The 24304-nt window shown below is 39.4% G+C and carries 28 protein-coding genes; 14 read left to right on the top strand and 14 right to left on the bottom strand.

Annotation, left to right across the window (positions count from 1 at the left end; all coding sequences use genetic code 11):
- Positions 1 to 9: 9 nt before the first annotated feature.
- Entirely contained in the window at positions 10 to 1029 is a 1020-nt protein-coding gene (locus WCX87_RS03170; protein ID WP_345980593.1) for a divergent polysaccharide deacetylase family protein, read from the bottom strand.
- Between the two features lie 216 nt (positions 1030 to 1245).
- On the opposite strand from WCX87_RS03170, the gene rpsF reads away from it, so the two are divergent.
- From rpsF to WCX87_RS03145, 5 genes are all read left to right on the top strand, one after another.
- Complete coding sequence (gene rpsF / locus WCX87_RS03165; RefSeq protein ID WP_345980592.1) at positions 1246 to 1647, top strand: 30S ribosomal protein S6; 402 nt, start codon at positions 1246 to 1248, stop codon at positions 1645 to 1647.
- An 18-nt stretch (positions 1648 to 1665) separates the two neighbouring features.
- Positions 1666 to 2205, top strand: coding sequence for a single-stranded DNA-binding protein (locus WCX87_RS03160; RefSeq protein ID WP_345980590.1), 540 nt, complete (start codon positions 1666 to 1668; stop codon positions 2203 to 2205).
- Between the two features lie 23 nt (positions 2206 to 2228).
- A complete protein-coding gene (gene rpsR, locus WCX87_RS03155) occupies positions 2229 to 2492 on the top strand; it encodes a 30S ribosomal protein S18 (RefSeq protein WP_345980589.1) in 264 nt (87 codons plus the stop codon).
- A gap of 133 nt (positions 2493 to 2625) precedes the next feature.
- Positions 2626 to 4017 carry an ankyrin repeat domain-containing protein gene (locus WCX87_RS03150; protein ID WP_345980588.1) on the top strand — a complete coding sequence of 464 codons (1392 nt, stop codon included), beginning with the start codon at positions 2626 to 2628 and terminating at the stop codon, positions 4015 to 4017.
- A gap of 39 nt (positions 4018 to 4056) precedes the next feature.
- Positions 4057 to 5775, top strand: coding sequence for an OmpA family protein (locus tag WCX87_RS03145; protein WP_345980587.1), 1719 nt, complete (start codon positions 4057 to 4059; stop codon positions 5773 to 5775).
- Here WCX87_RS03145 and WCX87_RS03140 read toward each other — a convergent pair.
- Positions 5764 to 6513, bottom strand: a complete 750-nt coding sequence (locus tag WCX87_RS03140) for an ElyC/SanA/YdcF family protein (protein ID WP_345980586.1) — start codon at positions 6511 to 6513, stop codon at positions 5764 to 5766. The genes WCX87_RS03145 and WCX87_RS03140 overlap by 12 nt on opposite strands.
- Before the next feature lie 118 nt (positions 6514 to 6631).
- Positions 6632 to 7654: a ketol-acid reductoisomerase gene (gene ilvC / locus WCX87_RS03135; RefSeq protein WP_345980585.1), complete on the bottom strand. Its 1023-nt coding sequence runs from the start codon at positions 7652 to 7654 to the stop codon at positions 6632 to 6634.
- A gap of 159 nt (positions 7655 to 7813) precedes the next feature.
- Between ilvC and WCX87_RS03130 the strand changes: the two genes are divergently transcribed.
- Complete coding sequence (locus WCX87_RS03130) at positions 7814 to 8464, top strand: hypothetical protein (RefSeq protein ID WP_345980584.1); 651 nt, start codon at positions 7814 to 7816, stop codon at positions 8462 to 8464.
- Here the strand turns inward: WCX87_RS03130 and ruvX are convergent.
- The 7 genes from ruvX to rpmH are packed head-to-tail and all read right to left on the bottom strand — an operon-like array spanning position 8451 to position 13522.
- A complete protein-coding gene (gene ruvX / locus WCX87_RS03125) occupies positions 8451 to 8849 on the bottom strand; it encodes a Holliday junction resolvase RuvX (protein WP_345980583.1) in 399 nt (132 codons plus the stop codon). The two genes, WCX87_RS03130 and ruvX, sit on opposite strands and share 14 nt — an antisense overlap.
- Positions 8850 to 10193 carry a tRNA uridine-5-carboxymethylaminomethyl(34) synthesis GTPase MnmE gene (gene mnmE, locus WCX87_RS03120; RefSeq protein ID WP_345980582.1) on the bottom strand — a complete coding sequence of 448 codons (1344 nt, stop codon included), beginning with the start codon at positions 10191 to 10193 and terminating at the stop codon, positions 8850 to 8852.
- A 2-nt stretch (positions 10194 to 10195) separates the two neighbouring features.
- Positions 10196 to 11143 carry a Jag N-terminal domain-containing protein gene (locus tag WCX87_RS03115; RefSeq protein WP_345980581.1) on the bottom strand — a complete coding sequence of 316 codons (948 nt, stop codon included), beginning with the start codon at positions 11141 to 11143 and terminating at the stop codon, positions 10196 to 10198.
- The gene (gene yidC, locus WCX87_RS03110; RefSeq protein WP_345980580.1) at positions 11136 to 12734 is read right to left on the bottom strand and encodes a membrane protein insertase YidC; all 1599 of its coding nucleotides are present in this window, start codon (positions 12732 to 12734) and stop codon (positions 11136 to 11138) included. Before yidC ends, WCX87_RS03115 begins: the two co-directional genes overlap by 8 nt.
- A gap of 2 nt (positions 12735 to 12736) precedes the next feature.
- Complete coding sequence (gene yidD / locus WCX87_RS03105; protein WP_345980579.1) at positions 12737 to 13063, bottom strand: membrane protein insertion efficiency factor YidD; 327 nt, start codon at positions 13061 to 13063, stop codon at positions 12737 to 12739.
- Positions 13056 to 13373 (bottom strand): ribonuclease P protein component, encoded by a 318-nt coding sequence (rnpA, locus tag WCX87_RS03100; RefSeq protein ID WP_345980578.1) that lies wholly within the window; start codon positions 13371 to 13373, stop codon positions 13056 to 13058. Before rnpA ends, yidD begins: the two co-directional genes overlap by 8 nt.
- 14 nt (positions 13374 to 13387) lie before the next feature.
- Complete coding sequence (gene rpmH / locus WCX87_RS03095) at positions 13388 to 13522, bottom strand: 50S ribosomal protein L34 (protein WP_345980577.1); 135 nt, start codon at positions 13520 to 13522, stop codon at positions 13388 to 13390.
- A 149-nt stretch (positions 13523 to 13671) separates the two neighbouring features.
- Here rpmH and WCX87_RS03090 point away from each other — a divergent pair, with 149 nt between their 5' ends.
- On the top strand, positions 13672 to 14196 hold the full coding sequence (locus WCX87_RS03090; RefSeq protein WP_345980576.1) for a hypothetical protein: 525 nt from the start codon (positions 13672 to 13674) through the stop codon (positions 14194 to 14196).
- Here WCX87_RS03090 and WCX87_RS03085 read toward each other — a convergent pair.
- On the bottom strand, positions 14193 to 14540 hold the full coding sequence (locus tag WCX87_RS03085) for a hypothetical protein (RefSeq protein ID WP_345980575.1): 348 nt from the start codon (positions 14538 to 14540) through the stop codon (positions 14193 to 14195). The two genes, WCX87_RS03090 and WCX87_RS03085, sit on opposite strands and share 4 nt — an antisense overlap.
- Positions 14541 to 14591: 51 nt before the next feature.
- Complete coding sequence (locus WCX87_RS03080) at positions 14592 to 17171, bottom strand: AAA family ATPase (RefSeq protein ID WP_345980574.1); 2580 nt, start codon at positions 17169 to 17171, stop codon at positions 14592 to 14594.
- Positions 17172 to 17352: 181 nt separating this feature from the next.
- Between WCX87_RS03080 and WCX87_RS03075 the strand changes: the two genes are divergently transcribed.
- The 7 genes from WCX87_RS03075 to crcB are packed head-to-tail and all read left to right on the top strand — an operon-like array spanning position 17353 to position 22440.
- A complete protein-coding gene (locus WCX87_RS03075) occupies positions 17353 to 18666 on the top strand; it encodes a S41 family peptidase (protein ID WP_345980573.1) in 1314 nt (437 codons plus the stop codon).
- Between the two features lie 7 nt (positions 18667 to 18673).
- The gene (gene purC, locus WCX87_RS03070) at positions 18674 to 19387 is read left to right on the top strand and encodes a phosphoribosylaminoimidazolesuccinocarboxamide synthase (RefSeq protein WP_345980572.1); all 714 of its coding nucleotides are present in this window, start codon (positions 18674 to 18676) and stop codon (positions 19385 to 19387) included.
- 2 nt (positions 19388 to 19389) lie between these two features.
- Positions 19390 to 19632, top strand: coding sequence for a phosphoribosylformylglycinamidine synthase subunit PurS (gene purS, locus WCX87_RS03065; protein WP_345980571.1), 243 nt, complete (start codon positions 19390 to 19392; stop codon positions 19630 to 19632).
- Positions 19629 to 20303, top strand: coding sequence for a phosphoribosylformylglycinamidine synthase I (purQ, locus tag WCX87_RS03060; protein ID WP_345980570.1), 675 nt, complete (start codon positions 19629 to 19631; stop codon positions 20301 to 20303). Before purS ends, purQ begins: the two co-directional genes overlap by 4 nt.
- Positions 20300 to 21400 (top strand): hypothetical protein, encoded by a 1101-nt coding sequence (locus WCX87_RS03055; protein WP_345980569.1) that lies wholly within the window; start codon positions 20300 to 20302, stop codon positions 21398 to 21400. The genes purQ and WCX87_RS03055 overlap by 4 nt, the downstream gene beginning before the upstream one ends.
- Complete coding sequence (locus WCX87_RS03050) at positions 21378 to 22076, top strand: lysophospholipid acyltransferase family protein (protein ID WP_345980568.1); 699 nt, start codon at positions 21378 to 21380, stop codon at positions 22074 to 22076. Before WCX87_RS03055 ends, WCX87_RS03050 begins: the two co-directional genes overlap by 23 nt.
- The gene (crcB, locus tag WCX87_RS03045) at positions 22045 to 22440 is read left to right on the top strand and encodes a fluoride efflux transporter CrcB (protein ID WP_345980567.1); all 396 of its coding nucleotides are present in this window, start codon (positions 22045 to 22047) and stop codon (positions 22438 to 22440) included. Before WCX87_RS03050 ends, crcB begins: the two co-directional genes overlap by 32 nt.
- Here the strand turns inward: crcB and WCX87_RS03040 are convergent.
- Positions 22433 to 23008, bottom strand: coding sequence for an ATP-binding cassette domain-containing protein (locus tag WCX87_RS03040; protein ID WP_345980566.1), 576 nt, complete (start codon positions 23006 to 23008; stop codon positions 22433 to 22435). The genes crcB and WCX87_RS03040 overlap by 8 nt on opposite strands.
- Positions 23005 to 24237 (bottom strand): glutamate-5-semialdehyde dehydrogenase, encoded by a 1233-nt coding sequence (locus WCX87_RS03035; protein WP_345980565.1) that lies wholly within the window; start codon positions 24235 to 24237, stop codon positions 23005 to 23007. The genes WCX87_RS03040 and WCX87_RS03035 overlap by 4 nt, the downstream gene beginning before the upstream one ends.
- Positions 24238 to 24304: the final 67 nt, after the last annotated feature.

The following is a 24304-nucleotide window of genomic DNA, read 5'->3' as shown; positions in this document are numbered from 1 at the left end:
CGTTTTACTTTATATCTTGTTTATCTGTACAAGATCTACTTGAGAGAGTATATCTTTTGACTCGCGAAGAGCCTCTAAGGTATTTTCATGCGGATGCCCTATAGCAATAGCATACCCTTTTAATTTCGCTACTTTTACAGCCTCTTTTATCTGCTTTTTGACATAGTCTACTTCCATTTTATGATCCAAGAAAACATCTCTTGCCATATATCTTTCGCCGTATGCTTTCATCACCTTTGGAACTTTTGTCTCAGCGATCGTCCTGCTGTCTACAAACTCTATTTTGTATCTGTTTAAAGCAAAAATAAGCCTGTTCATAGCCACTTCATTTGATGTAAACTTACTGCCGGTATGGTTGTTTATAAACTTGACTCTTGGAAAAAGAGAAACGATCTTATCTATCCTGTGCATTATCACCTGTTGTGAGTCTTTTACCTTTAATGTAATAGGTTCTGAAGCGTTAAAGTTCATAGCTTCCATAGGAAGATGGACCATGTAAAACGGCTCTTTAGAAGCAAGAACTGCAGAGTTTGGATGTATCGCATTTGGCGGTAAAAATGACATCGTGACGTTTAGGTTTAACTTTTTTATCTCTTTTACATCTCTGGAAAACGAGACATCATCTATGATGATCGCCAGTTTTGGCTTCGTTTTGACTTTGTCTTTTTTGATCACTTTTATAACCGGCGGATGTTCTAACTGTTCAGGTGTCTCTTCATATTCATGAGAAGCTCCCTCTTGAGCATATTTGTTTTGCTCCTCTTTGAGGACAGTTTTTAACCTCTCTTTGATATCTTCCTCTTTTTTTGAAGATACAGTTACAGTGTCAAGCTTTTTTATCGCTTTTAGCGTTTTCTCTTTCTGCTTTGCACTGCTTATATCACTGTACTTCAGACCGTCTTCATAACCAAGGTAATAACCTACTCCGATAAATGCAATTGAAAACAATGCTGCGACTAATATCCAAACAAAAACTTTTAATATTTTATTTGAGCTGTTTTTACTTTTTGTATTTCTTTTCTTTTTCATAACAGCATTAGACCAAAATAGAACTAAGAAAAGACTTATTATTGCATTATGACATGGTTTTTATTACCATTTTGGGTAAAAGCAGAATTAAGTAAAATTTTTGTATAATCACGCGTTCCTTTCTCTTTGTATTGCATACTATTGCAATGTATTGATATCCGAAAGGGAAACAAAAGCCTAATTTTAGGCCTATATTCCAAGAGGAGACTATACTCTATGAGACATTACGAAAACCTAGTAATCGTAAAACCAACACTAACTGAAGAAGAGATCAAAAGCAGCATCGCAGCTGTTGAAGAAGTGATCACATCAAACGGCGGCGAAATCGTTGCTCGCGACGCTATGGGAATCCGCAAACTTGCATACCCTATCGCTAAAAATGAGCGTGGATATTTCCATGTAATCTATTATACTGTTGAACCATCTTCAATCAGCGAGATTGAAAGACGTTTTAGAATCAACGAAGAACTTTTACGTTTCGTTACTATCAAATATGATACAAAACGTGAAGTAACTGCTTGGAATCAACTTGTTGAAAAAGCAAACAACCCTAAAAAAGCTCCTGTAAAAGAGGAAGCTGCAGCTACTGAAGAAGTAACAGAAGAAGCTCAAGCGTAAATTTAAGAGGAGACATCCATGTTTAATAAGATCATATTGGTAGGAAACTTAACTCGTGACATCGAATTAAGATACTCACAAACAGGAATGGGTATAGCAAAAAGTGCTATAGCTACATCTCGCAGATTCTCTACAAACGGAGAGAAAAAAGAGGAGGTATGTTTTGTTGATATCACTTTCTTTGGACGCAGTGCCGAAGTTGCCAACCAATATCTTCGTAAAGGGAGTAAGATCCTAGTCGAAGGAAGATTGACATTTGAACAATGGGTAGATCAAAACGGACAAAAACGCTCAAAGCATTCTGTTACTGTCGAGACTATGCAGATGCTTGATTCAAAAGGGGATAGCGGTTCTGGTATGCCTAGCGGTGATTTTAACCAAGACTATACACAGCAACCACAAAACTATTCACAGCCGAATCAGTCATACGGCAATAGTGCGATGAATACTCAACAAAGTTATTCAGAGCCACAGCCTTCTGCACAACAGCCGAGAAAAGTAATGCCTGAGCCAAATATTCCGGTAATAGACATCGATGAAGATGAAATACCATTCTAGAAATATAATATAAGGAAAATACAATGGCAGAAAAAAGAAAATACAAAAAAAGATTTTGTAAATATTGTGAAGCAAAAATAGACTTCATGGACTACAAAGATGTTGCATCATTACGTTTCTCTCTTTCAGAGCGTTACAAAATCATGCCTCGTCGTCTTACAGGTAACTGTAAACGTCACCAAGATATGATATCTACAGTGATCAAACGTGCTCGTTCAGCTGCGTTAGTTCCATACACTGTAACTCGTAAAGCAGTTGTAACTGCACCATTTGAAAACCTACGTTAAGTAGAACCCGCGAGTGTTTAAAAACACTCGCAAACCTTACAAAACACTTTCTAAACTCCCCTACCTTTTTATTTAAACAAAAAATTCCGATAATATATATAAAATAGTTTTATTACAAGATGGAGGTTTACGTATGCCGTTTATGGAAAGACTACAAAGTGCTATGATATTAAAGACCTCCCTGCACCACAGCTATGAGACCAATATACTAGAGCATCCGGAAAAAAAGATATATAAAGCGATCGAACAAAATGATACAAAAAGAGTCCAAGAGAAGATATATAACGGATACGATGTAGATCTCAAAAGTTCGCATCATCTGCCGGCGCTTATCTATGCGACGATCCACAACAGAGTCGATTGTATAAACCTGCTTTTACAAAACGGTGCGAATATCAATATTACAGATAAAAACAACAGGACTGCTCTGCATTTTGCCGTCAATCTATGTCTATATGAGTTGGTATATCTTCTTCTGAGATATGGAGCAGATCCGGCTTTACAAGATGATAAAGATATGAGTCCGCTTGATTATGCCCTCAATTATCAAGATAAAAAAAGTATAAAACTGCTTCAGACGACTAGTCCCATTGAAGTATCCAGCAGCAATATCTCTACTTGTGTAAAGAATGCAAAACTGCATGACCTTTCAAGAAGTATAAAACATAAATCAGATCTTTTTGAAAAGAACAGCATCGGTCAGTCACTCCTGTTTACAGCGATAATAACAGGTGATATCAAACTGATCAATTATCTGTACAACAAAGGGCTCAATATCGACGAAAAAGATGTCAATCTCAACACGCCTCTGATATATGCCGTCTTAAATGCATCACCTTTACATGTAATAGAGTTTTTATGCAAAAAAGGAGCAAGTCTCGATGTTAAAAACAGACATGCCCAGTCTCCTCTTCTTCTTGCGATCAAAAACGGACATGATGAGATAGCTGACTTTTTGATAGACATCGGTGCGAATATAAACATCGTTGAGAGTGTAAACACTTCGTTGACACTCTGCCATTTTGCGATCCACACATATAAAGATAAAGCGGATCGATTTAGAGAGATACAGACAAAACTGATCACTAAAGGTGCGACTGTCGATATCAGTATCAACAAGCTTGGCTGGACGCCGCTGATGCACTGCTGTATCCAAAAAGAGTCTTCCGTGATAAAAGATCATTTTGAGATACTGATACAGCTTGGTGCAAATCTCAACAAAGCAGATGTTAACGGCAGGACTCCTTTGATGCTCGCAGCATCAGTGGGCAACAGCTACTTTTTAGAGCGCATACTGGAAAACTATGCCGATATCGATATGACCGATAATTTTGGATGGAGTGCACTTATTTTTGCCGTATATTACTCACAGATGCATGTAACAAAAGAGCTTCTTGATTCAGGTTCTGACATCAATATAATGACAAACAGCGGTCAATCCGCTTTACAGATAGCGACACAGCAAGAGAATCATGATCTTGTAAATATGTTAAAAGATTACGGTGCATACGAACATAATAAATAAGGAATAATATTTGCTACTTAAATCTAAAAAAGATTTAATATGAGATATATTCTAGCACTCAGTTTTCTGTTCCTCTGGCTCAATGCATCAAATAATGACTATGAACTGGTCATCAATAAAAAATTTGACAGCAACCTCTATGATGTAGTCCAGGACAATGACGATCAGATAAGTGCCGTTGGGTTTTTAGATGATCTCAAAAGTGCAAATGCAGCCCCAAAGAGTTACACAAATCCATTTGACTATTTATCTAGCGTCCATGCTGCATATGGGACACAGATGCATATTGTAAGAGCTGATGACACCGCTAAGATCACTCTTGAAAAAAGTGCTGATCTATCACGCTTTAATAAAGCGGTTTCTGTTATCAAAACCACACAAAACGGATACTTTATAGGCGGATATACGCTTAACGGCCAGATGCTGGTAGTAAAACTGGACGCTATGGGCAATCAGTTGTTTCTTAAAGAGTTCGGTACAAAAAACTATGATCAGATGAATAGATTAATAGCATTAAGAGACGGCGGTGTCTTGGCTGTCGGTTCATCTATCACGACACGTGATGCTTATGACCCAATGTATAACACAGGACTTGGTCTGAACGATATATTTTTAACCAGATTTTCAAAAGACGGACAAATATTATGGAGCAGAAAATACGGTACCCAAAACGATGACAGAGGCATAGATGCGGCTGAAGCGTTTGACGGCACAATCGTAGTCTTAGGGAAGACATCTTATGACAGTAGTAATGATGCTGTCTTTATGCGTATAAACGAACGTGGTGACAAGATATGGTATAAAACTTATTCTCTGGATAAGCCTTTAAACCCTTATGCACTTATCAAGCTAAGAGACAACAGTTTTCTAGCTTCGATCGGTTCGATTGAGGAGAATAAAAAAGAGCAAATCAATCTAGTCAAATTCGATCTGCAGCAAAACATACTTCTAAAAAGAACTATCAACACGGCGTATTCATCTGCCCTCTATGACATCAAACAAGCAGCAAACGGTTCTATCATCGGCGTCGGGTATGTAAGCGACCCTGAGAACTCCGATACTGACGGACTGGCAGTCAAGCTTGACGCTTCGCTGAAACTTGCATGGCAGGAACATTTTGGAAATGACAACTACGATGTCTTTCATAATGTCGCGATACTTCGAAACGGCAAATACGTAGCCGTCGGGACTAAGACATTAGCGGGAAGTGAAATACCTAATATGTGGATATTAAAACTTAACAGCGACGGTTCTATCGCGCAAAGATCCACATCTACAAAATCTTTTTTTAAGCAGCTGTCCGAGACATTTAAAGATGAGATAGCTGCAAAAAAGATAACTATAAAAGAGGATCTGAGCATCTCTTTTAATGATCCTCTTTATTTTAAAGTCGGAGCTTATAAACTGACAGATGAACAGAAGAGCTTTTTAGACAGCTTTTGGCCAAGAGTCTTTGCTGTTATGAACAAATATAAAAGCAGTATAAAGACATTAGAGATAAATGGTCATACATCAAGCGAATGGGCTGATGCCGACTTCTCTAAAGGCTACTTAAATAACGCCAATCTTTCATATCAAAGATCTTTCAGCGTTATAAGTTATATCTTTAACAAACAGGATATGCCCACAAAGAAATGGCTGACGGAGATCTTAAAACAAAGCGGTTACAGCTACTCTAAGAAAGTGATGGATAAAAAGGGCGATGAGGACAAAGAGAGTTCAAGAAGAGTAACTTTTAAGATCTACCTAGTGGACTAACTTAGCCCAAAGCATCCCGATATACTCATGTACCGCACTCTGTGAATTTTCAAAAGCATAGATGTTTGGTGCCTCAAATAGCGATCTTGTCTTTCGCTTATTATAATCTGTTGGTGCTGGGATCGGATTCATCCCCAACTCTTGAAACAGTTTCATCGCACGCGGCATATGAGCAGCAGAAGTCACCAAGATAAACGGTTCCTCCTTTACAAGCGTCTTTGTAAAAAGTGCTTCCTCTTTTGTATCATGCGGCTCGGGATTGATGATAAGCATCTCTTTCTTTACGCCTATTGCTGTAGCAATATTTGCATTTGCCACTGCACTTGCAAGCGTTGTGCCGCCCTCATATCCCGTAAAGATCAACTTTGCATCAGGATATCTCTTTTGTATTATGACACCCTCTACGACTCTCTTAAGCCCCACTCCGCTTACCATACTTGAAAGAGGCTGAGTATAGTCATCATTGTTTCCGTTTCCAAGTACATGGATATATGAAACATTGAGATCAGTCGATTCAAACTTAGGATAGCGGTTTTCCAAGTTCGTGACAAGCATATTTGAAAAGGGAGGATAAGAAAAAAGAAATAGCAATAAAAAAGATAAAGTTGTAAATAGTTTAGCTTTTTTATAACTACATCGAGTTAAAAAATAAAGACCAAGAGATAAAAGAAGTAAAACCAAACCAAAAGGTTCGACAAAAAAAGCGATAAGTTTTTTAATAAAAAAAAGAAATTCCATACAAGTACCTTACATGTAAGAGTTAAAACTAAAAGAGTGACGTAATTGCAAGGCGCATAACGAGGAAGCGCACTAATGTGCGTGACGAATGTAGCAACGCAGCAAGTGCGTTACTATTTTAGTTTTTAGAAGTATCTACGATTTTGTTTGCAGAAATCCAAGGCATCATAGCTCTTAGTTTAACACCAGTTTGCTCGATTAAAGATGCTCTTGCGTTTGCACGCTCTGCATTCATACGTGGGTAGCCAGCTTGACCTTCAAGTATGAAATCTTTTGCAAATCTACCATCTTGGATCTCTTTTAGGATCTCTTTCATAGCAGCTTTACTTTCAGCATTGATAACACGTTTACCAGAAACATAGTCACCGTACTCAGCAGTGTTAGAGATAGAATATCTCATATCAGCGATCCCGCCTTGGAACATAAGGTCAACGATCAGTTTAAGTTCGTGTAGACACTCGAAGTATGCAAGTTCAGGAGCATAACCAGCTTCAGTCAATGTTTCAAAACCAGCTTGAACAAGTGACGCTGCACCACCACAAAGAACAGCTTGCTCTCCGAAAAGGTCAGTTTCTGTTTCATCTTTGAAAGTAGTTTCGATAATAGCTGTTCTACCGCCACCGATTGCAGAAGCGTAAGAAAGTGCTAGATCTTTTGTTTTACCGCTTGGATCTTGACCGATTGCGATAAGGTCAGGGATCCCGCCGCCACGTACGAACTCTGAACGTACTGTGTGACCTGGAGCTTTTGGAGCGATCATAGTAACATTGATGTCAGCTCTTGGATGGATTCTTCCGTAATGGATGTTAAAACCATGACCGAATGCGATAGTTGCACCGTTTTTAAGGTTTGGTTCGATCTCGTTTTTGTAGATGTAAGATTGATTTTCATCAGGAAGTAAGATCATTACAACATCAGCCTCAGCAGATGCTTCTGCAACTGTCATAACTTTAAAGTTTTTAGCTTCAGCTTTTGCCCAGCTTGATCCCTCTTTTCTTAGACCAATGATTACTTCAACACCGCTATCACGAAGATTTTCTGCATGAGCGTGACCTTGAGAACCAAAACCGATCATTGCAACTTTTTTACTTTTGATTATGCTGATATCACAATCTTTATCATAGTAAACATTCAATGCCATAATTAATTTCCTTAGATGTAAATGAGTGTAAGATTGACTTATACTCTTTAGATTTTGCGAATTATACTCCAATTAAGCAAAAATTTTCATTATACGAAAATTATTTAAGAATATTGTACTTTATAATAAGTATAATTCGTCAAAAAGAGGTAACAATATATGAAAAAATTCAATCTTTTTAATGAAATAATAGTTATGTCTAAAAAGGAACTTCTGCAAGCGATAAACTCCGGCAAGACGTTTGGTATAAATATCCATGGCAAAGTAGTTTTCCCGCCCTATGCAGATAACGAGATGCTTATCTATGAAGGCGCACACAGTGCAACTCAAAATATCGGCATCGCTATGCCGAAACCTCTTGACCTTGAAACTGCTCTGGGTAAAGACCTAAGAGTCGTCATAGATGATGAGAGAGTGCTTATCAAAGCAGCTCCTGCATGGCAGAGCATCATAAAGCTCAATGTCCCTAGAGCATCTTATGACGATACGACGGGTGACGGGATATCTGAGTTTTCTGACAAAAATTTAGAAGATCTTGGATGGCATGCGACTGAGTTCAATATCTCTTACCGCGATCTTGTCGAGATCATAGAAGAAAAGTGCGAAGGAACTTTACTATGTATAGAACAAGATGAACCTTACCAGTTCAGCGGACTTGGGTTTATAGAAGAACATGAAAAAAGTTATGAACTGCTTTACAGTTATTGTCAAGAAAAGGTAAAAGACTTGATACAAAACGATGAGAACTTTGCAAAAGAAAACCTGACAGACGACGAGCTTGAAGCTGCCGAATATTTTAAGGCTGTTTAACGGCTCTTAAAAACCTCTCAAGTATTATCATTGCAGAGATGGAATCCACCCTTCCATCTCTTTTATATCGCATCTGTCCCTTCATCATCTCCTCTGCTTCAACAGAAGTATTGCTTTCATCTTGATAAAAAACTTCACCTTTAAAATCAACAAGATTCATAAAATGAGCCACACGGCGGCGCATCTCATCTTCGGAACTTCCACCCATAGGGATACCTACCACTACGGCATCGGCGTCCCACTCTTCTATGACTTTTTTAACATCACCCGCAGCTTGATTGCGGTTTTTTCGCTCAACGGCATCAAGTGGCGTTACCATCTTTGCATCGGGAGAATACGCCAGTCCTATGCGTTTAAGACCTAAGTCGATAGCAATATATTTCAACTATTTTCCCAAACAGAAACTACCGAACATCTTGTCAAGCATCTCATCGGTCTCAAAAGGTCTTGTGATAGAGCTCATCGCATTGATCGCTTCTATGACATGAAACGAGAATATCTCAAGTTCCCCATCTACTAGAGGTTCTTTTGCCTCTTGGATCGAACTTAACGTCTTTTTAACAGCTTCTATCTGGCGCAGAGAGATAAGCATCATCTCATCCGATGCATTATTTTTATCCATGATCTTTTCAAGATTGTCTACCAGTTTTTCTGCACTCTCTTTTGAGTTTTGCTCGATATACTCATATCCTGCAAGTTTTGAGAGGTCGAACTTTGACGGCAAATCGACCTTATTTAAGATGACGATTATCTCTTTTGTATCTTTATATTTGTCCAGCCACTCTAAGATCACTTCATCTTCGCTGTCACTCTCTCTTGAGTTGTCAAAAAGTGCTACGACTATCTCGCTTTTTTCTATCGCCTCGATAGAGCGCTCTATCCCTATGCGTTCTATCTCATCACTAGCATCGCGTATTCCTGCGGTATCGATGATACGGATCAGATGTGTACCTATCTTTACCTGTTCCTCTATCGTATCGCGTGTCGTCCCTGCTATATCGCTTACGATTGCACGATTATAGTTTAAGAGCATATTTAAAAGCGAGCTTTTGCCGACATTTGGTTTTCCGATGATGGAAACTTTAAATCCCTGCATAAGTCCCTGTCTTGATTCACTCGCACGAAGTGTCTTCGTCAGCCTTACATGTAAGGCGTCAAGCTTGGCGATGATCTGCTGTATCAGATCTTCAGGCAGGTCCTCTTCGGCATAATCGATACTGACCTCCGAATACGCCAGGATATGAAGCATCTCATCGCGTACCTCTTCGATGTAGTTCTTGAGTGAACCCTTCATCTGAGTCGCAAGTATCTTTGCCGCATCCTCACTTTTTGCTTCGATGAGTTTAGATATTGCCTCTGCTTCACTCAGGTCTATCCTGCCGTTAAAGAACGCACGTTTGCTAAACTCTCCCGGATTTGCAAGTCTTGCACCCGCATCAAGTGTGGCTTTTAGGATCAGTTCGGCAACTATCATCCCGCCGTGACACTGTATCTCTATGACATCTTCACCCGTAAAGCTTTGAGGGCCTTTAAAATATATGATGATCGTTTCATCGATGAGTTCGTTTTTTTGGTTGTATATGGATGTAAGAGTTGCATATCTGACTTTAAAATCAGACCTGCGTGAAAGTGTTTTTGCAATATCTAGCGCTTTATCACCGCTGATTCTTATAATGGCGATAGAACCTATCCCATGTGCCGTAGCAACGGCACTAATGGTATCGTTCATTTTTAATATCCGTTATAATCGTTAATGATGATAAATTTCAGCCCGTCGCGTGTTGAACGGATAGCTACATATTTATCAGGGTATGTATTACGAAGCTGCTTAAGTGCGATCTGGACTAAAACACCGTCAAGTATCTTTGTCTGTGCACGCCCTTCTCTCTCGACAGTCTCACAGACTCCGACAAGATAGCGTGATACGGATTCCTCTTGGTTTTTCAAAAATTCTGCGATCTCTAAACGAAGCTGCAGCTGGTACTTTGAGTTGATCCAGTTAAATATCATATATGAAAGAGCTTTGTATCTGTATCCCTCTTTTCCGATTAGCAACGCTGAATCTTCACCCGTTATCTCGACTAAAAGCGTTGATTCGTCATATGCTTTTACATCTATAGGATCTATGTCAAAACAGATATCTTGAAATAGTTTATTAATCTCGCGTTTGACGATAGGCACGACTTCATTAATCGTTAAGACTTCGTCTATAGCGTTATCGTTGTCATCATAAAAGTAGTTTTTGTCTAGATCGTCACTGTAGCTTTTTTTGTACTCATCAGCTGAAAGTTCCTCTTCATAGAACTCTTCATCCTGATCGCTTACAAAAGAGGTAGGAAGGATAGTGTCATTTAAAATATTTTGTTTTGTATACTCTTTTTGCTTAGATCTTGTCTCTTTTTTTGCCTCTGCAGGTTTTTGCTTTTCAACCTTTTGCTTTTGTGCTTTTGGCTGAATCGGCTCTTTTTTTATCTCAGGCTTTGGTTCCTCTTTCTCTTGCGGTCTTGCAAAACTGTTTTTACAAGATGCAACGATGATCGCAGACTTTTTAAAAAAGCCTAAAATACCAGAGCTTGGATGCTGTAAGACTTCTACTTGAAGTTCTGTTACAGAGCAGCTAAAATGCATGGCTGCTTTTTCATAAGCATCCTGCAATGTAGCTGATTCGATTTTAATCATCTTTTTTCTCCACTTTCGCTTCTTCGACGATCGCTTCTGCTGCTGCAAACTGTTTGTTTACTATGAACTGCTGTGCGATTGAGAATAAGTTATTTACAAACCAATATAATACCAGACCTGAAGGGAAAGTTACAAAGAAAAATGTAAATATTACAGGTAAGAACTTAAATACTTTCTCTTGTAACGGATCTGTAAAGTTACTTGGCGTAATACGTTGTTGGTAGTACATCGTAGCACCCATAAGTATCGGTAGAATAAACAGGTGGTCCATACGTGAAAGATCCTGTACCCAGAGTATCCAAGGAGCACCTTGAAGTTCAGGAGCATTTAAAAACACGCGGTACATCGCAAAGAAAACCGGTATCTGAAGAAGCATCGGAAGACATCCGCCAAGCGGGTTAGCACCATGCTTTTTATACATCTCCATAACAGCCGCGTTCATTCGCTGAGGATCGCCTTTATGTTTTGCCTGAAGCTCTTTGATCTTTGGAGAGATCTGCTTCATCTTCTGCATAGAGACCATGCCTTTGTATGTAAGCGGGTAAAGCACAAAACGTACTAATGCAGTAAGACCGATAATAGCCCATCCCCAGTTACCAAAGAGTGAATGTAACCATGCAAGTACTGCAAATAACGGACGAGATGCGAATGTAAACCAGCCGTACTCTATCGCATTTACCAGTACAGGGTCTATCGACTTAAGTGTAGTATATGTTTTTGGTCCTACATATCCGTGAAATGCCATCTCTTTTGATGCATCTATATAAACACGAGGGTCACCCTTTGTATCACGGTCTACTAAAATATTTAGATTTTTATCAAATCCGTAGATGATGTTTGCAAAATATTGATCGAATGCAGAGATAAGATGAACATCCGTAAAAGTAGAACGGCCTTCGACATCACCGTCTGCAAAGATCTTTGTCTTGTTGTCAGAGTAATAGACCATAGCACCCGCTACCGTCATCATCTTTGTCTCTACACGAGGACGCTGACCCAGATCAAGATAGTAACGTGCATCTTTTGAAAGTGAGACCTTCGCATCATAGTGACCGTCTTTGTAAAACGTAAAAGTCTTTGTCACGCTCAGCTCTGAAAGTTTTTGAGTAAGAGTGATAGTCGCCGGTTTATCTGTAAGTGTGATATCCGAGCAGTCACAGCTGTACGGAGTTTTCATAGCTTCCTGATTTAAAGTATCATCCGCAAATCTCACTAAAAGCGGTTTTACACTGCCTGCATCGACAAGCTCAGCATGCTGCCCTTCACTCTTGTCATACTTTTTTTCTAAAAGTACATCTGAAGAGATACGGCCTAAAGTATCTATTTTTAAAACAAAATCATCTGATGTGATCGTTACCAGATCGCCTTTATTCCCTGTTTTGAGACTATTGTCAAGTTTTGTCGACTCATCTGCGACAACGATCTTTTTATCATTAACGACAACCTCTTTACTGCTACTTGTCTGCTTAGTCGCATTACTATCCAACTGCGCAGATTTTGGAGGAAATATTGTTGTATACCCTATAAAAAACACAAACGATAGCCCCACAGCTACCAATAATCTCTGATTTGATGTCAACTTGTCAAACACAATTACCCTTTAAAAGCAAAATTTTTAATTATATAAAACCGGTTTTTTTTATTTGGAACCAACCAATATTTTATCGTATCAACAGCCAAGTTTTTGGGCTTTAAAGAGAGTTTATCCAGAAGTGGATAATCTATTCCGCCGTCAAAAAGCTGATTGCATCTGAGTATTCTAGTCAAACTGTGGTAAAAAGCACTTGAAATTTTATTATTTTCAAACTCCCATTTAGCATATTCGCTACAAGTTGGGTAATATCTACAACTTCCATATCCTATTAGAGTGAAAAATCGTTGATAAAGATGTAAAATGGATAAAAGAAACTTCTTAAGCATTGGAAAGTGCACCGACTTTAGTTAAAACTTTTTTGAAATCATTTTTGAGTGAAAGATATGATGTTTCTTTAAGACCTGTCTTTGCGACAAAAACATAAGTCCCATCATTTAAGAAAGAAGCGTATTCGCTAAAAAGAGCTCTAAATCTTCTTTTAGAACGATTTCGGATAACTGCATTGCCGACCTTTTTGGTGGCTGTGAATCCTACTTTCTTTACTCCATTAGCGTGAAGATAAAAAAGAACAACACTGCTTGAGTGTGCATTTTTACCTTTGTTATAAACATATTGAAACTCCCTATGTTGTTTCAATAATGAAAATTGACTTAAACTGTCAATGATTTACGACCTTTAGCGCGACGTGCATTGATAATTTTACGACCATTCTTTGTAGCCATACGAGTTCTAAAACCATGAGTACGCTTACGTGGTGTACTATGCGGTTGGTATGTTCTTTTCATGCCAAATCCTCTATTAAAATTTAAGTCCGCAATGTTACAAAAATATTACTTAAATATCGGTTAAGCTTCATAAAAGGAACGCTTATATGTAAATAAAAGAGAAAAACCGCCGATTTAGTTCTATAATATATAAAATTGCAGGACTTTTTATGAACAACTCTTTTGCATTAGATGCATATAGATCACATGACCTAAACATTATGATGAAGACATCCAGCGGCGACGTTATAAAGATGGATTTTTCAAATGAACAAAACCTCTCTATGAGCCATAAAGAGAATCAAAACGGGACAAAAGACTCACTCTCTTTCTCATCGATGCAGTCATTTCACTTTTCCATCCAAGGTAACGGACTTGACGAACAGGACAAAAAAGAGATCCAAAACTTAATGAAGATAGCACAGCCCTATATAGACAAGTATATGAAAGAGCTGGACAACGGCGATCAGACCTCACCTATAAGTAAGATAGCAAAACAGGTCTCGGATATATTTGAACCGATGAGTTCAAAAGATCAAAATACGAAGAACTATACAAAAAACAGTATCGTCGATATGTTTGATAAAGCGGCAAAGAACATAAAAGATATCAATAAAGTATTTGACGAAGCTCAAAAACTTCTAGAAAAGACTCTCAAAAATTTTGACACTGCGATAAAAAGTCTCTACGCTTAAAAATTCAAGAACTGCTTTAAAGGCTGCTGTACTGACTGCTGTACGGGAGCTGATAGAAGCTCCTTGTTTAATTTCATATGACAATCCCTGCACCCGCGTATCACTTTATGCTCGGCAATGTTTGGTCTGTCTATCTTCTCCATGCTGTGACATGCAAAACAGTCACTTCCACAATCCGCCATCTTCTTGGGATCTGCCGGATGGCACTTTATACATGTAAGCATCGGTTTGTGTCTGGTGTCTTCTTTTATGGTCGGTACGAGGTTTGGATGGCATGTGAGACAATCCCCAGTACATGCCATCAAAGATATATAAGCTGCTAATATTAAAGTTATTATTTTCATAAAGAAATTATAACCCTTTTTTTATTTATTAATACGGAACATGAGCAAGGCTTATGATACAGTGACCTTGATCTCACCGGCTTCTGCATCAAAAGTAACGCTTGAGCCCTCTTCTACTTCTCCGCCCAGGATCAAGTCTGCAAGTCTGTCTTCTACTATCTCGTAAAGTGCGCGTTTAAGCGGTCTAGCCCCATAAACAGGGTCAAATCCAGCCTCGGCAATAAGCTCTTTCGCTCCATCTGTAAGAGTGATCTTGATATCTCTCTCTTCGACTTTCGCCTCGATCTCGCTAAAGAACAGATCCACGATCCCTTTGATCTGAGAACTTCCAAGCGGATTGAATATAACAATGTCATCCAAGCGGTTCAAGAACTCCGGTTTAAAGGCCATCTTCAACTCACCCATAACAGCATCTTGCATCTTGTCATAGTCGCTGTTTAAACTCATGATCTTATCGCTAGCGATGTTACTCGTCATGATGATGATAGTGTTGGTAAAGTCTACCGTTACACCTTTATTGTCCGTCAAACGTCCGTCATCGAGCACTTGAAGCAAAATGTTAAATACATCCGGATGCGCTTTTTCCACTTCATCTAGAAGTACGACGCTGTAAGGCTTACGGCGTACCGCTTCAGTAAGCTGTCCGCCTTCATCATACCCGACATACCCCGGAGGCGCTCCAACTAAACGGGAAACGGCATGTTTCTCCATATACTCGCTCATATCTATTCTGACCATAGCCTCTTCTGTATCAAAAAGGAATTTTGCCAATGTCTTAGCTGTCTGAGTCTTTCCGACACCCGTTGGACCTAGGAAAAGGAAACTTCCTATCGGTCTGTTTTTATCGCTTAGTCCCGCTTTATTTCTCTTGATAGCACGCGCTACGGCATGTGTCGCACGCTCTTGACCGATAACCGAGATGTTAAGTTCATCCTCTACATGTAAGATCTTCTCTTTCTCGCTTTGAAGCATCTTATTGACCGGGATTCCCGTCCATCTGCTGATGATCGAAGCGATCGCATCTTCGTCGACGCTGTTTTTAAGCAGCGTTCCCTCTTTCTGCATCTCTGTCCATTTTTCCTGCAGTGCTTTTTCCTCTTCAAGAAGTTTTGGAACGACACCGTACTCTATCTCTGCAGCTTTGTTATAATCACCGCTGTTTTTTGCCGCTTCTGCTTCGCGTTTTTTCGCTTCTACATCCGATTTGATCGTTGCGATCTTCTCAAATATCTCTTTTTCATGGTTAAACTGAGACTCTAACGCACGTTTTTCCTCTTCGGCATCTGCAAGCTCTTTTGCGATCTCCTCGATTCTTTTAGAGTTTGCTACCGATTCTTCCATTTTTAGAGCTTCTCTTTCGACATTAAGCTCTTGGATCTTTCTTTTTATGGATGCAAGTGCATTTGGCTCGCTCTCAATCTGCATCTTTAGCTCAGCCGCTGCCTCATCGATAAGGTCTATCGCTTTATCCGGCAGGAACCTGTCAGTAATATATCTTTCACTCAGTTTTGCCGCTGCGACAAGCGCCGAGTCGATGATGGTCACGTTATGGTGAGCTTCAAGGTTCTCTTTGATACCGCGAAGGATCTGTAACGCCTGATTGACCGTCGGTTCATTCACGCTGATAGGCTGAAAACGTCTTTGAAGCGCCGCATCTTTTTCAAAATACTTTCTATACTCTTTTAAAGTAGTCGCACCGATGGTATGTAGTTCACCGCGTGCAAGGGCGGGTTTTAGAATGTTTGCAGCATCCATACTTCCTTCGCTTGCACCCGCACCTACTATGGTATGGATCTCATCTATGAAAAGGATGATGTTCGCACTCTGCTTCACTTCATCGATGACCGCTTTTAGTCTGTCTTCGAACTCCCCGCGGTATTTTGCACCCGCGATCAGCGCACTCATATCAAGAGCGATAACACGTTTGTTTTGTAATGAAAGAGGAACCTCTTTGTTATAGATCCTCTGTGCCAGCCCCTCCACAAGAGCAGTCTTTCCGACACCCGGCTCCCCTAAGAGAATAGGATTGTTCTTTGTCTTACGGATAAGTATCTGCATTGCACGGTTGATCTCTTCATCACGCCCGATAACAGGTGAGAGTTTGCCCTCTGCCGCTTCTTTTGTCAGATCTATTCCATACTTTGAAAGCGCTTCAAGGTTCTCATCAGCCGTTTGAGACTCGATCTTCTGCCCCGCACGGAACGATTCAAGCGTTTTGGTAAGATCTACTATATTTACATATTTCGCGATTATCTCTTTAAACGGCGATTCATTCAGATTTGCGATGATGTAGCTGTCAACAGCTAAAAACGAGTCCCCGTTTTTAGTCATCTCTCCCGCACCGCGCTGCAGTGAGTCTACAAATTTTTTAGATAGTTTTATATTTTCCTTGCTCACCGATGAAGATGTAGGAAACTTGTTTGCCATACTTTTTATATCCAGCTCGATCGCTGTCTTGTCGACATTCATCTTGTTAAATGCCTGATTTAAAACAGAGTTTGTATTTGTCAGCTGTGCCCATAAAAAGTGTACGGGATCGACTTCCATATTTTTATTGTGTAAAGCCAGTGATATAGATGATTCAATGGCTTGAGTCATATTGTGTGTTAGTTTTTCAAAAATATTATTCATTTTTCAACCTTTTTTCTTAAAGATGAAAAATTATATCTAATTGAGTCAGTTGTTGTCAAGTTCTTTTAGTCTATTTTCATAACGATCAACAATCTTACAACTGCTTAGCAAATTTATTGTTATGTAAATGAGTTTTAAGTATAATATCCGATCTTAAAATTCAACACTTGCTAGGTAAATAATGCTAAATAAAAAATTTCTTACTATGGGTTTCATCACGACGGCGGCCGCACTTAGTTTATTATACTCTACATCACTTTTTGCGACTACTCCGCAAAAGCCTACAAATGAAGAGTCTAGACTTCAAGCTTTAGCAAAATTCACCAAAGTTTTGGGCATTGTTGAACAATACAATGTCGATGATGTCACTCTTCAGGAACTTATCGACAAATCTCTTCAAGGATTGATGACAAACCTTGATGCACACTCTACATTTTTAAATAAAAAAAGCTTTGACAGTCTAAAAGTACAAACAGACGGCGAGTTTGGCGGTCTTGGTATCACTGTCGGTATGAAAGACGGTGCACTTACAGTTATCGCACCTATCGAGGGGACTCCGGCAGACAAAGCAGGCTTAAAAGCAGAAGACATCATCTTAAAGATCAATAATAAATCGACACTGAATATGACGATCGATGACGCTGTCAATCTTATGCGCGGAAAAGTCGGAACACCTATCGACATCACGATAGTCAGAAAAAACGAAGCAAAACCTTTACATGTACATATTATCAGAGGAAATATCAAGATACAATCTGTATATACAAAACAGATATCTGACAACATACTATATATAAGAGTCACAAGTTTTGATAAGAAAGTCGTTGAGGGTGTCAAAAAAGCGATCAACAAATTTAAGAACAAAGACAAAGGAATAGTCCTGGATCTTAGAAACAATCCTGGAGGACTGCTAGACCAAGCTGTCGGACTTGTCGATCTTTTTGTAGACAAAGGTCCTATCGTCTCACAAAAAGGACGTACTGAATCTGAAAACAAAGTGTATAGTGCAACTTCCAGTGCGACTATCACGCATATGCCTATGGTAGTATTGATAAACGGCGGAAGTGCCAGTGCATCAGAGATCGTCACAGGTGCGCTTCAAGACCATAAACGTGCAGTTGTCGTAGGAAAGAAAAGTTTCGGTAAAGGAAGTGTTCAGGTTATACTTCCTATCTCAGAAGATGAAGCTATCAAACTTACAATTGCCAGATATTACCTGCCAAGCGGACGTACGATCCAAGCTGTAGGTGTCACGCCAGATATACAAGTAGAAGCTGGTGAAGTAAAAACTGAAGACAATGAGTTTATGATAAAAGAAGCGGATCTTAAAAAACATCTTGAAAAAGAGTTACAAAAAGACTCCGGCAAAGCTGTAACGAAAGATACGGAAAAAGAACCGAAAGATCAAATAATCACAACAGAACAGTTGCATAAAGACCTGCAGCTAAAAGAAGCTGTTGACATAATCAAAGCATTAATCATAACACAAGGATAGAATAAAAATGGAAAAACGTGAACTTCTTTATGAAGGAAAAGCTAAAAAACTGTTTACAACAGATGACAAAGATTTGGTTATTTCTGAGTTTAAAGATGATCTAACTGCCTTCAATGGTCTAAAAAAGTCGAGTGAAGCCGGCAAGGGTGCTCTTAATAATAAGATCTCTACTGAACTGTTCAAGCTTCTTGAATCAAAGGGTATTCAAACTCACTTTGTAAAGATGCTTGATGACAATCATATGTTACATAAGAGAGTTGATGTTATCCTTATTGAGGTTATCGTACGTAATATCGCGACAGGAAGTCTAAGTAAGAACCTTGGTATTGAAGACGGGAAAGTCCTTCCATTTACTTTAGTCGAGTTTGATTACAAAAACGATGATCTTGGTGATCCTAAACTCAATGATCAGCACGCTTTGATACTTGGACTTGTAGATTTCCAAGATGAACTTGATAAGATCCGTCGTATGGCAAGACAGATCAATGACATCCTGCGTCCATACTTTGCAGAAAAAGGTCTGAATCTTGTCGACTTTAAACTAGAGTTTGGAAAAGACAGCAGCGGAAATATCATCCTTGTAGATGAGATCTCTCCTGACAACTGCCGTTTTTGGGATGCAGCAACAGGTGAGAAAATGGATAAAGACCGTTTTCGTCAAGGTCTAGGCGGACTAAAAGTAGCTTATGAAGAAGTTTTAAATAGAATATTAGGAAAATAAAAATGACAGCAATAGTAAATATATCTCTAAAAAACGGTGTACTTGATTCTCAAGGTAAAGCCGTTCACCACGCTCTTGATTCACTTCATTTCGAAGGGATCAAAGATGTCAGAGTCGGAAAACAGATCGTTTTAAAACTTGATACTGAAGATCATGACAAAGCGCGTGAAGAAGTAACGAAAATGTGTGAAGACCTTCTTGCTAACACAGTCATCGAAGATTACGACATAGAGCTTATAAAATGAAAGTAGCGATACTGCAATTTCCGGGAACGAACTGTGAATATGACACAGTTTATGCATTTAAAAAACTGGGTGCCGATACAGAAGTTGTCTGGCATAAAGAGGAATCTCTTCCTGCTGATACAGACCTAGTAGTCGTTGCCGGGGGATTTAGTTACGGAGATTATCTAAGAAGCGGTGCTATCGCTAAGTTTTCTCCTATTATGAAAGCTGTCAAAGAGTATGCTAACAAGGGTGGGAAAGTCCTGGGGATCTGTAACGGATTTCAAGTCTTAACAGAGTCTAGACTGCTTCCTGGCGCATTAAAGAGAAATGACAAACTTCACTTTATCTCTCGTCACCACCATCTAAAGGTCGTATCTAACGATAATACCTTCTTGGAAAAACTAAATGTAGATGATGTCGTAAATGTTCCGATCGCTCACCACGACGGAAACTACTACATAGATGAAGAGGGTCTAAAAGAGCTTTATGCAAACAACCAGGTTCTTTTAAAATATACTGATGCAAACGGTGAGATCTCAAATCCTAACGGTTCTGTTGATTCTATCGCAGGAATCTGTAACAAAGAGAAAAACGTATTTGGTCTTATGCCTCACCCTGAACGTGCAATGGAAGTACTTCTTGGAAGTGACGACGGAGTAAAAATGCTAGAGGGATTTTTAAGCGCGTGATACGCTTTATACTTGCAATCTTTCTTATCTTCGGTTTTTCATATGCCGAAGATGAGACTATCTTTGAACCGGAAGACACTACAGTAGTAAGCCAAAAGATCATCTATCTGTCTTATGATGCTGTACCCCAAAGAGTCATCAACGGCGAAATATTTCCTATCACAATCAAATCACTATCTACAAAATCAGACTATCAAAACATCTCTTTTACATTTGAAAACGGCAGTGGTGTCAATCTCATAGATGAGACTGCAAGCCATACAAAAGTCGGAAAATATTTTTATGATACTTTTTACTTTCAAGCTGAAAAAAGCACTGCAGTTTTACCAAACTTTATAGCAACTGCTACAGATGCAAACGGTAATGAATACCCTGCGACAACAACGCTTAAAGGGCAGGAACTTAATGTCATCACACTGAATCCTAAAGACAATTTTTCAAATATTATTGCTGATTCTTTTAATATAACAAACTATAAGATCACCAGTTACAATAAAAACTATAATATTGTCCTTTTTACCGCTGTTGCTTCAAGAAGCGATCTGGCTGATATTCATATAAACAACGTTGCTAAACAGGGTATCGAGTCGCTTGACAATAACTTTATGAGCCCAAAAGTCACATATTATGCGATCATCAAAAAAGATATCGAGAACTTTACATTCTCATATTTCAATCTTCAAGAGCAAAGATTTAAAAAGATATCTTTTCCTGTTGTCGTAGATGATGACAGAGTCACGACGCAAAGTGATCTTAGGCCTAAAGACCAGCAGTTCTCGCAGATAAAGATCATGGCTGCGGCTGCTGTTTTTGTCGTTTTGTTGCTCTTGATAGTTTGGAAGAAAAAATATATCTATCTTATTGTATTGACGATACCTGCGGCATATATCATCTTCTCGATAAGACCATCGGAGATCATCTGTGTTAAAGAGGGGTCAAATATATATCTGCTTCCATTAAAAAACGGTACTGTCTTTGAACAGCTGCCTGTAACGAACTATCTTGAAGTAGAAGGTACTACAAAGGGATACAAAAAAATAAAACTAGATAATAATAAGATCGGATGGGTTAGTAATGAAGATATTTGCTCGAATTAGTTGGGCATACGCCACTTTCATAATATTTACCGCTATGGCATTGATGATAGCGATATTTAAACTTGTTCCAAAACCAAAAGCTCAAAAGATAGCTTCAAGATTTATACAACTTTTTACGTTTTGGTCTTATGAAAAAGTCGGTAAAGAGGATCCGCAGGCTCAGATGTTTCTTATCAACCATCAAAGTGACCTCGATATCGCCTTAATGGAGCTGTTAAGCCCAAGAGATCTGGCGTGGGTAGCAAAAAAAGAACTTTTTGACATACCGTTTTTCGGACTTACACTTCGTCTTCCTGAAGATATTCCCATAGAACGCGAAAGTAAAAGCTCACTTGTCAAACTTCTAAAAGCAAGTAAAGACAGACTTGACAAAGGAAGGGTAATAACGATCTTTCCTGAAGGCACAAGGACGACAGCAGGGAAGATGCTCAAGTTTAAGCCCGGCGCAAAGATAGTAGCTGATAAATATGCACTACGCGTTCAGCCTGTGGTCTTTATCGCGACATCATCGTGCTACAATATAAAAAAGTATTACTACAGGCCAAAGAAGATCAAAGCGATATTTTTAGATTCGTTTGTAGCTGATAAAAATGATCCTGAGTGGCTGAATGATCTAAGAACTAAGATGCAAAAGGTGTACGATGATGAGTTGGCAAACAATACTGGCAATAGGTAGCGGCGGCTTTATCGGAGCTGTCCTGCGTTCATATCTAAACGGAGTCATCTCTCACAGAGTGCCTCACGATCTGCCTTACGGGACACTTGGCGTAAACCTCATAGGAAGTTTCATTATGGGCATTCTTGTGGCTTACTTTATGTACACCACATTTTTTTCTTTACATGTAAAGAGTTTTCTTTCAACAGGGATACTCGGAGCGCTTACGACCTACTCTACATTTGCGATAGAGAGTTTTATGCTTTTAGAGGGTGGGAGTATCGGTCTGGCACTTATAAATATGGGACTTAATGCTGTTGGTACAGTCTTTATGGCAGGCGGGGGATTCTACTTAGCAAAGTATTTCATACACACTGCTAACTGATCTTTATGACCTCATCTGCACACCACGAAGCCAGTTCAAGCTCGTGAGTGATCAAAAGCATCCCCATATTTGGCAGCTGTGTTAAAAGCATCTTCATGACATCTAACTGGATCACATTATCAAGCGCCGACGTCGGCTCATCCAAAAGCAGAAGTTTTGGCTTCATCAAAAGTGCTCTTACTATCGAAGCACGCTGAAGCTGTCCGCCTGAAAGCTCATGCGGAAGTTTTTGCAGCTGCATCATCTCTAGGTTCATCGTGTCTAAATATACCTGGATCCCCTCTGTATCTGCTACATCTTTTATCTGGTCAATGATCTTATAACTTGGATGAAAAGAGCTGTAGGGGTCTTGAAACACCTGTGAGACACGCATAGCTGTGATCTCTCCATGATAAGGCTTTAGATTTCCGAGGATCAGCTCAAAAAGAGTGGACTTTCCTGCCCCGCTCTCTCCTACGATCGCCTTTATCTCGCCTACATGTAAAGATAAAGAAAAATCATTATAAAGCTGTTTATCTTTGCTGTATCCGAAAGTCAGATCCTTTACATGTAACACTTGTTCTTTCAACGTATCTGACCGCTTCCGTATATCTTGTATTTGTATGTCGTTAGACCTTCGATGCCCATCGGTCCGCGGGCATGCAGTTTATTTGTACTGATACCGACCTCGGCACCAAAACCGAAAGCTCCGCCGTCAGTGAATCTAGTAGAGGCATTTAGATATACCGCTGCTGCATCGATAGAGTTTAAGAACTTCTCTGCGGTCGTGACGTTTTGTGTGATGATAGCTTCAGAGTGTCCAGAACCGAATCTTACGATATGTTCGATCGCACCTTCTACCCCGTCGACTACTTTTATATTTAATATATTCGCCAGATACTCAGTATCAAAATCCTCATCTGTCGCATGTGTCACGGTGATGATCTCTTGAGTCGAAGTACATCCTTTAAGTGATGTCCCTGCTTCATCAAAAGCCTCTTTAAGTCTTGGCAGAGTATCTTTTGCTATTGCCTTGTCGACTAAAAGAGTCTCCATCGCATTACACACACCCGGACGCTGTACTTTTGCATTTATAGCTATATCGATGGCATTATCTATATCTGCCTCTTTATCGATATAAGTATGGCACTGTCCTTTATCGTGTTTTACGACTGGGACTGTAGCATTATCGCTTACATAACGGATCAGTCCTTCGCCGCCGCGAGGAACGATAAGATCGACATACTTATCCATCTTGATCAGTTTTGCCACACCTTCACGTGAAGAATCAGGCAGAAGAGAGATCATCGATTTTGGAAGGTTGTTCTTTTCTAACACCCCTCTTAATGCTTCAGCAATAGCGACGTTAGAGTTTTCTGCTTCTTTCCCGCCTTTTAATACACAGACATTGGAACTTTTAAAACAAAGTGCTGCCGTATCGCTTGTGACGTTTGGACGTGATTCATAGATGATCCCGATAACACCGATAGGGATCGAGACCTTCTCTATTTTAAGACCGTCTTCTGTCACCCATCCGTCAAGTATGCGCCCGACAGGCTCTTTTAAAGCTGCTATCTCCTCAACGGCAACAGCCATCGCTTCGATACGTTTTTCATCAAGATAAAGTCTGTCTTTCAGAGCAGATGAAAGATCGTTTGCATCCGCATCTTTCATATCAAGAGCATTGGCCTCGATAATATTCATCGTATTTGAACGAAGAGAATTAGCCATCTCACGCAAAATCCTGTTCTTATCTGCTCCGCTTAGTTCGTTCAGAACTCTACTTGATTGTTTTGCCTCTTTTAAAAAATTTTCCATACTATCACCTATCTTTGTTTCTCATAACAGATAAACTTGCTCATCTGCTATTTAGTCATTTATGTTG

The organism is Sulfurimonas sp. HSL3-2 (genome assembly GCF_039645965.1).
Lineage (GTDB): Bacteria > Campylobacterota > Campylobacteria > Campylobacterales > Sulfurimonadaceae > Hydrocurvibacter > Hydrocurvibacter mobilis.
Note: the sequence above shows the minus strand (reverse complement) of the source record. Positions and strands in the feature narration are given on the sequence as shown.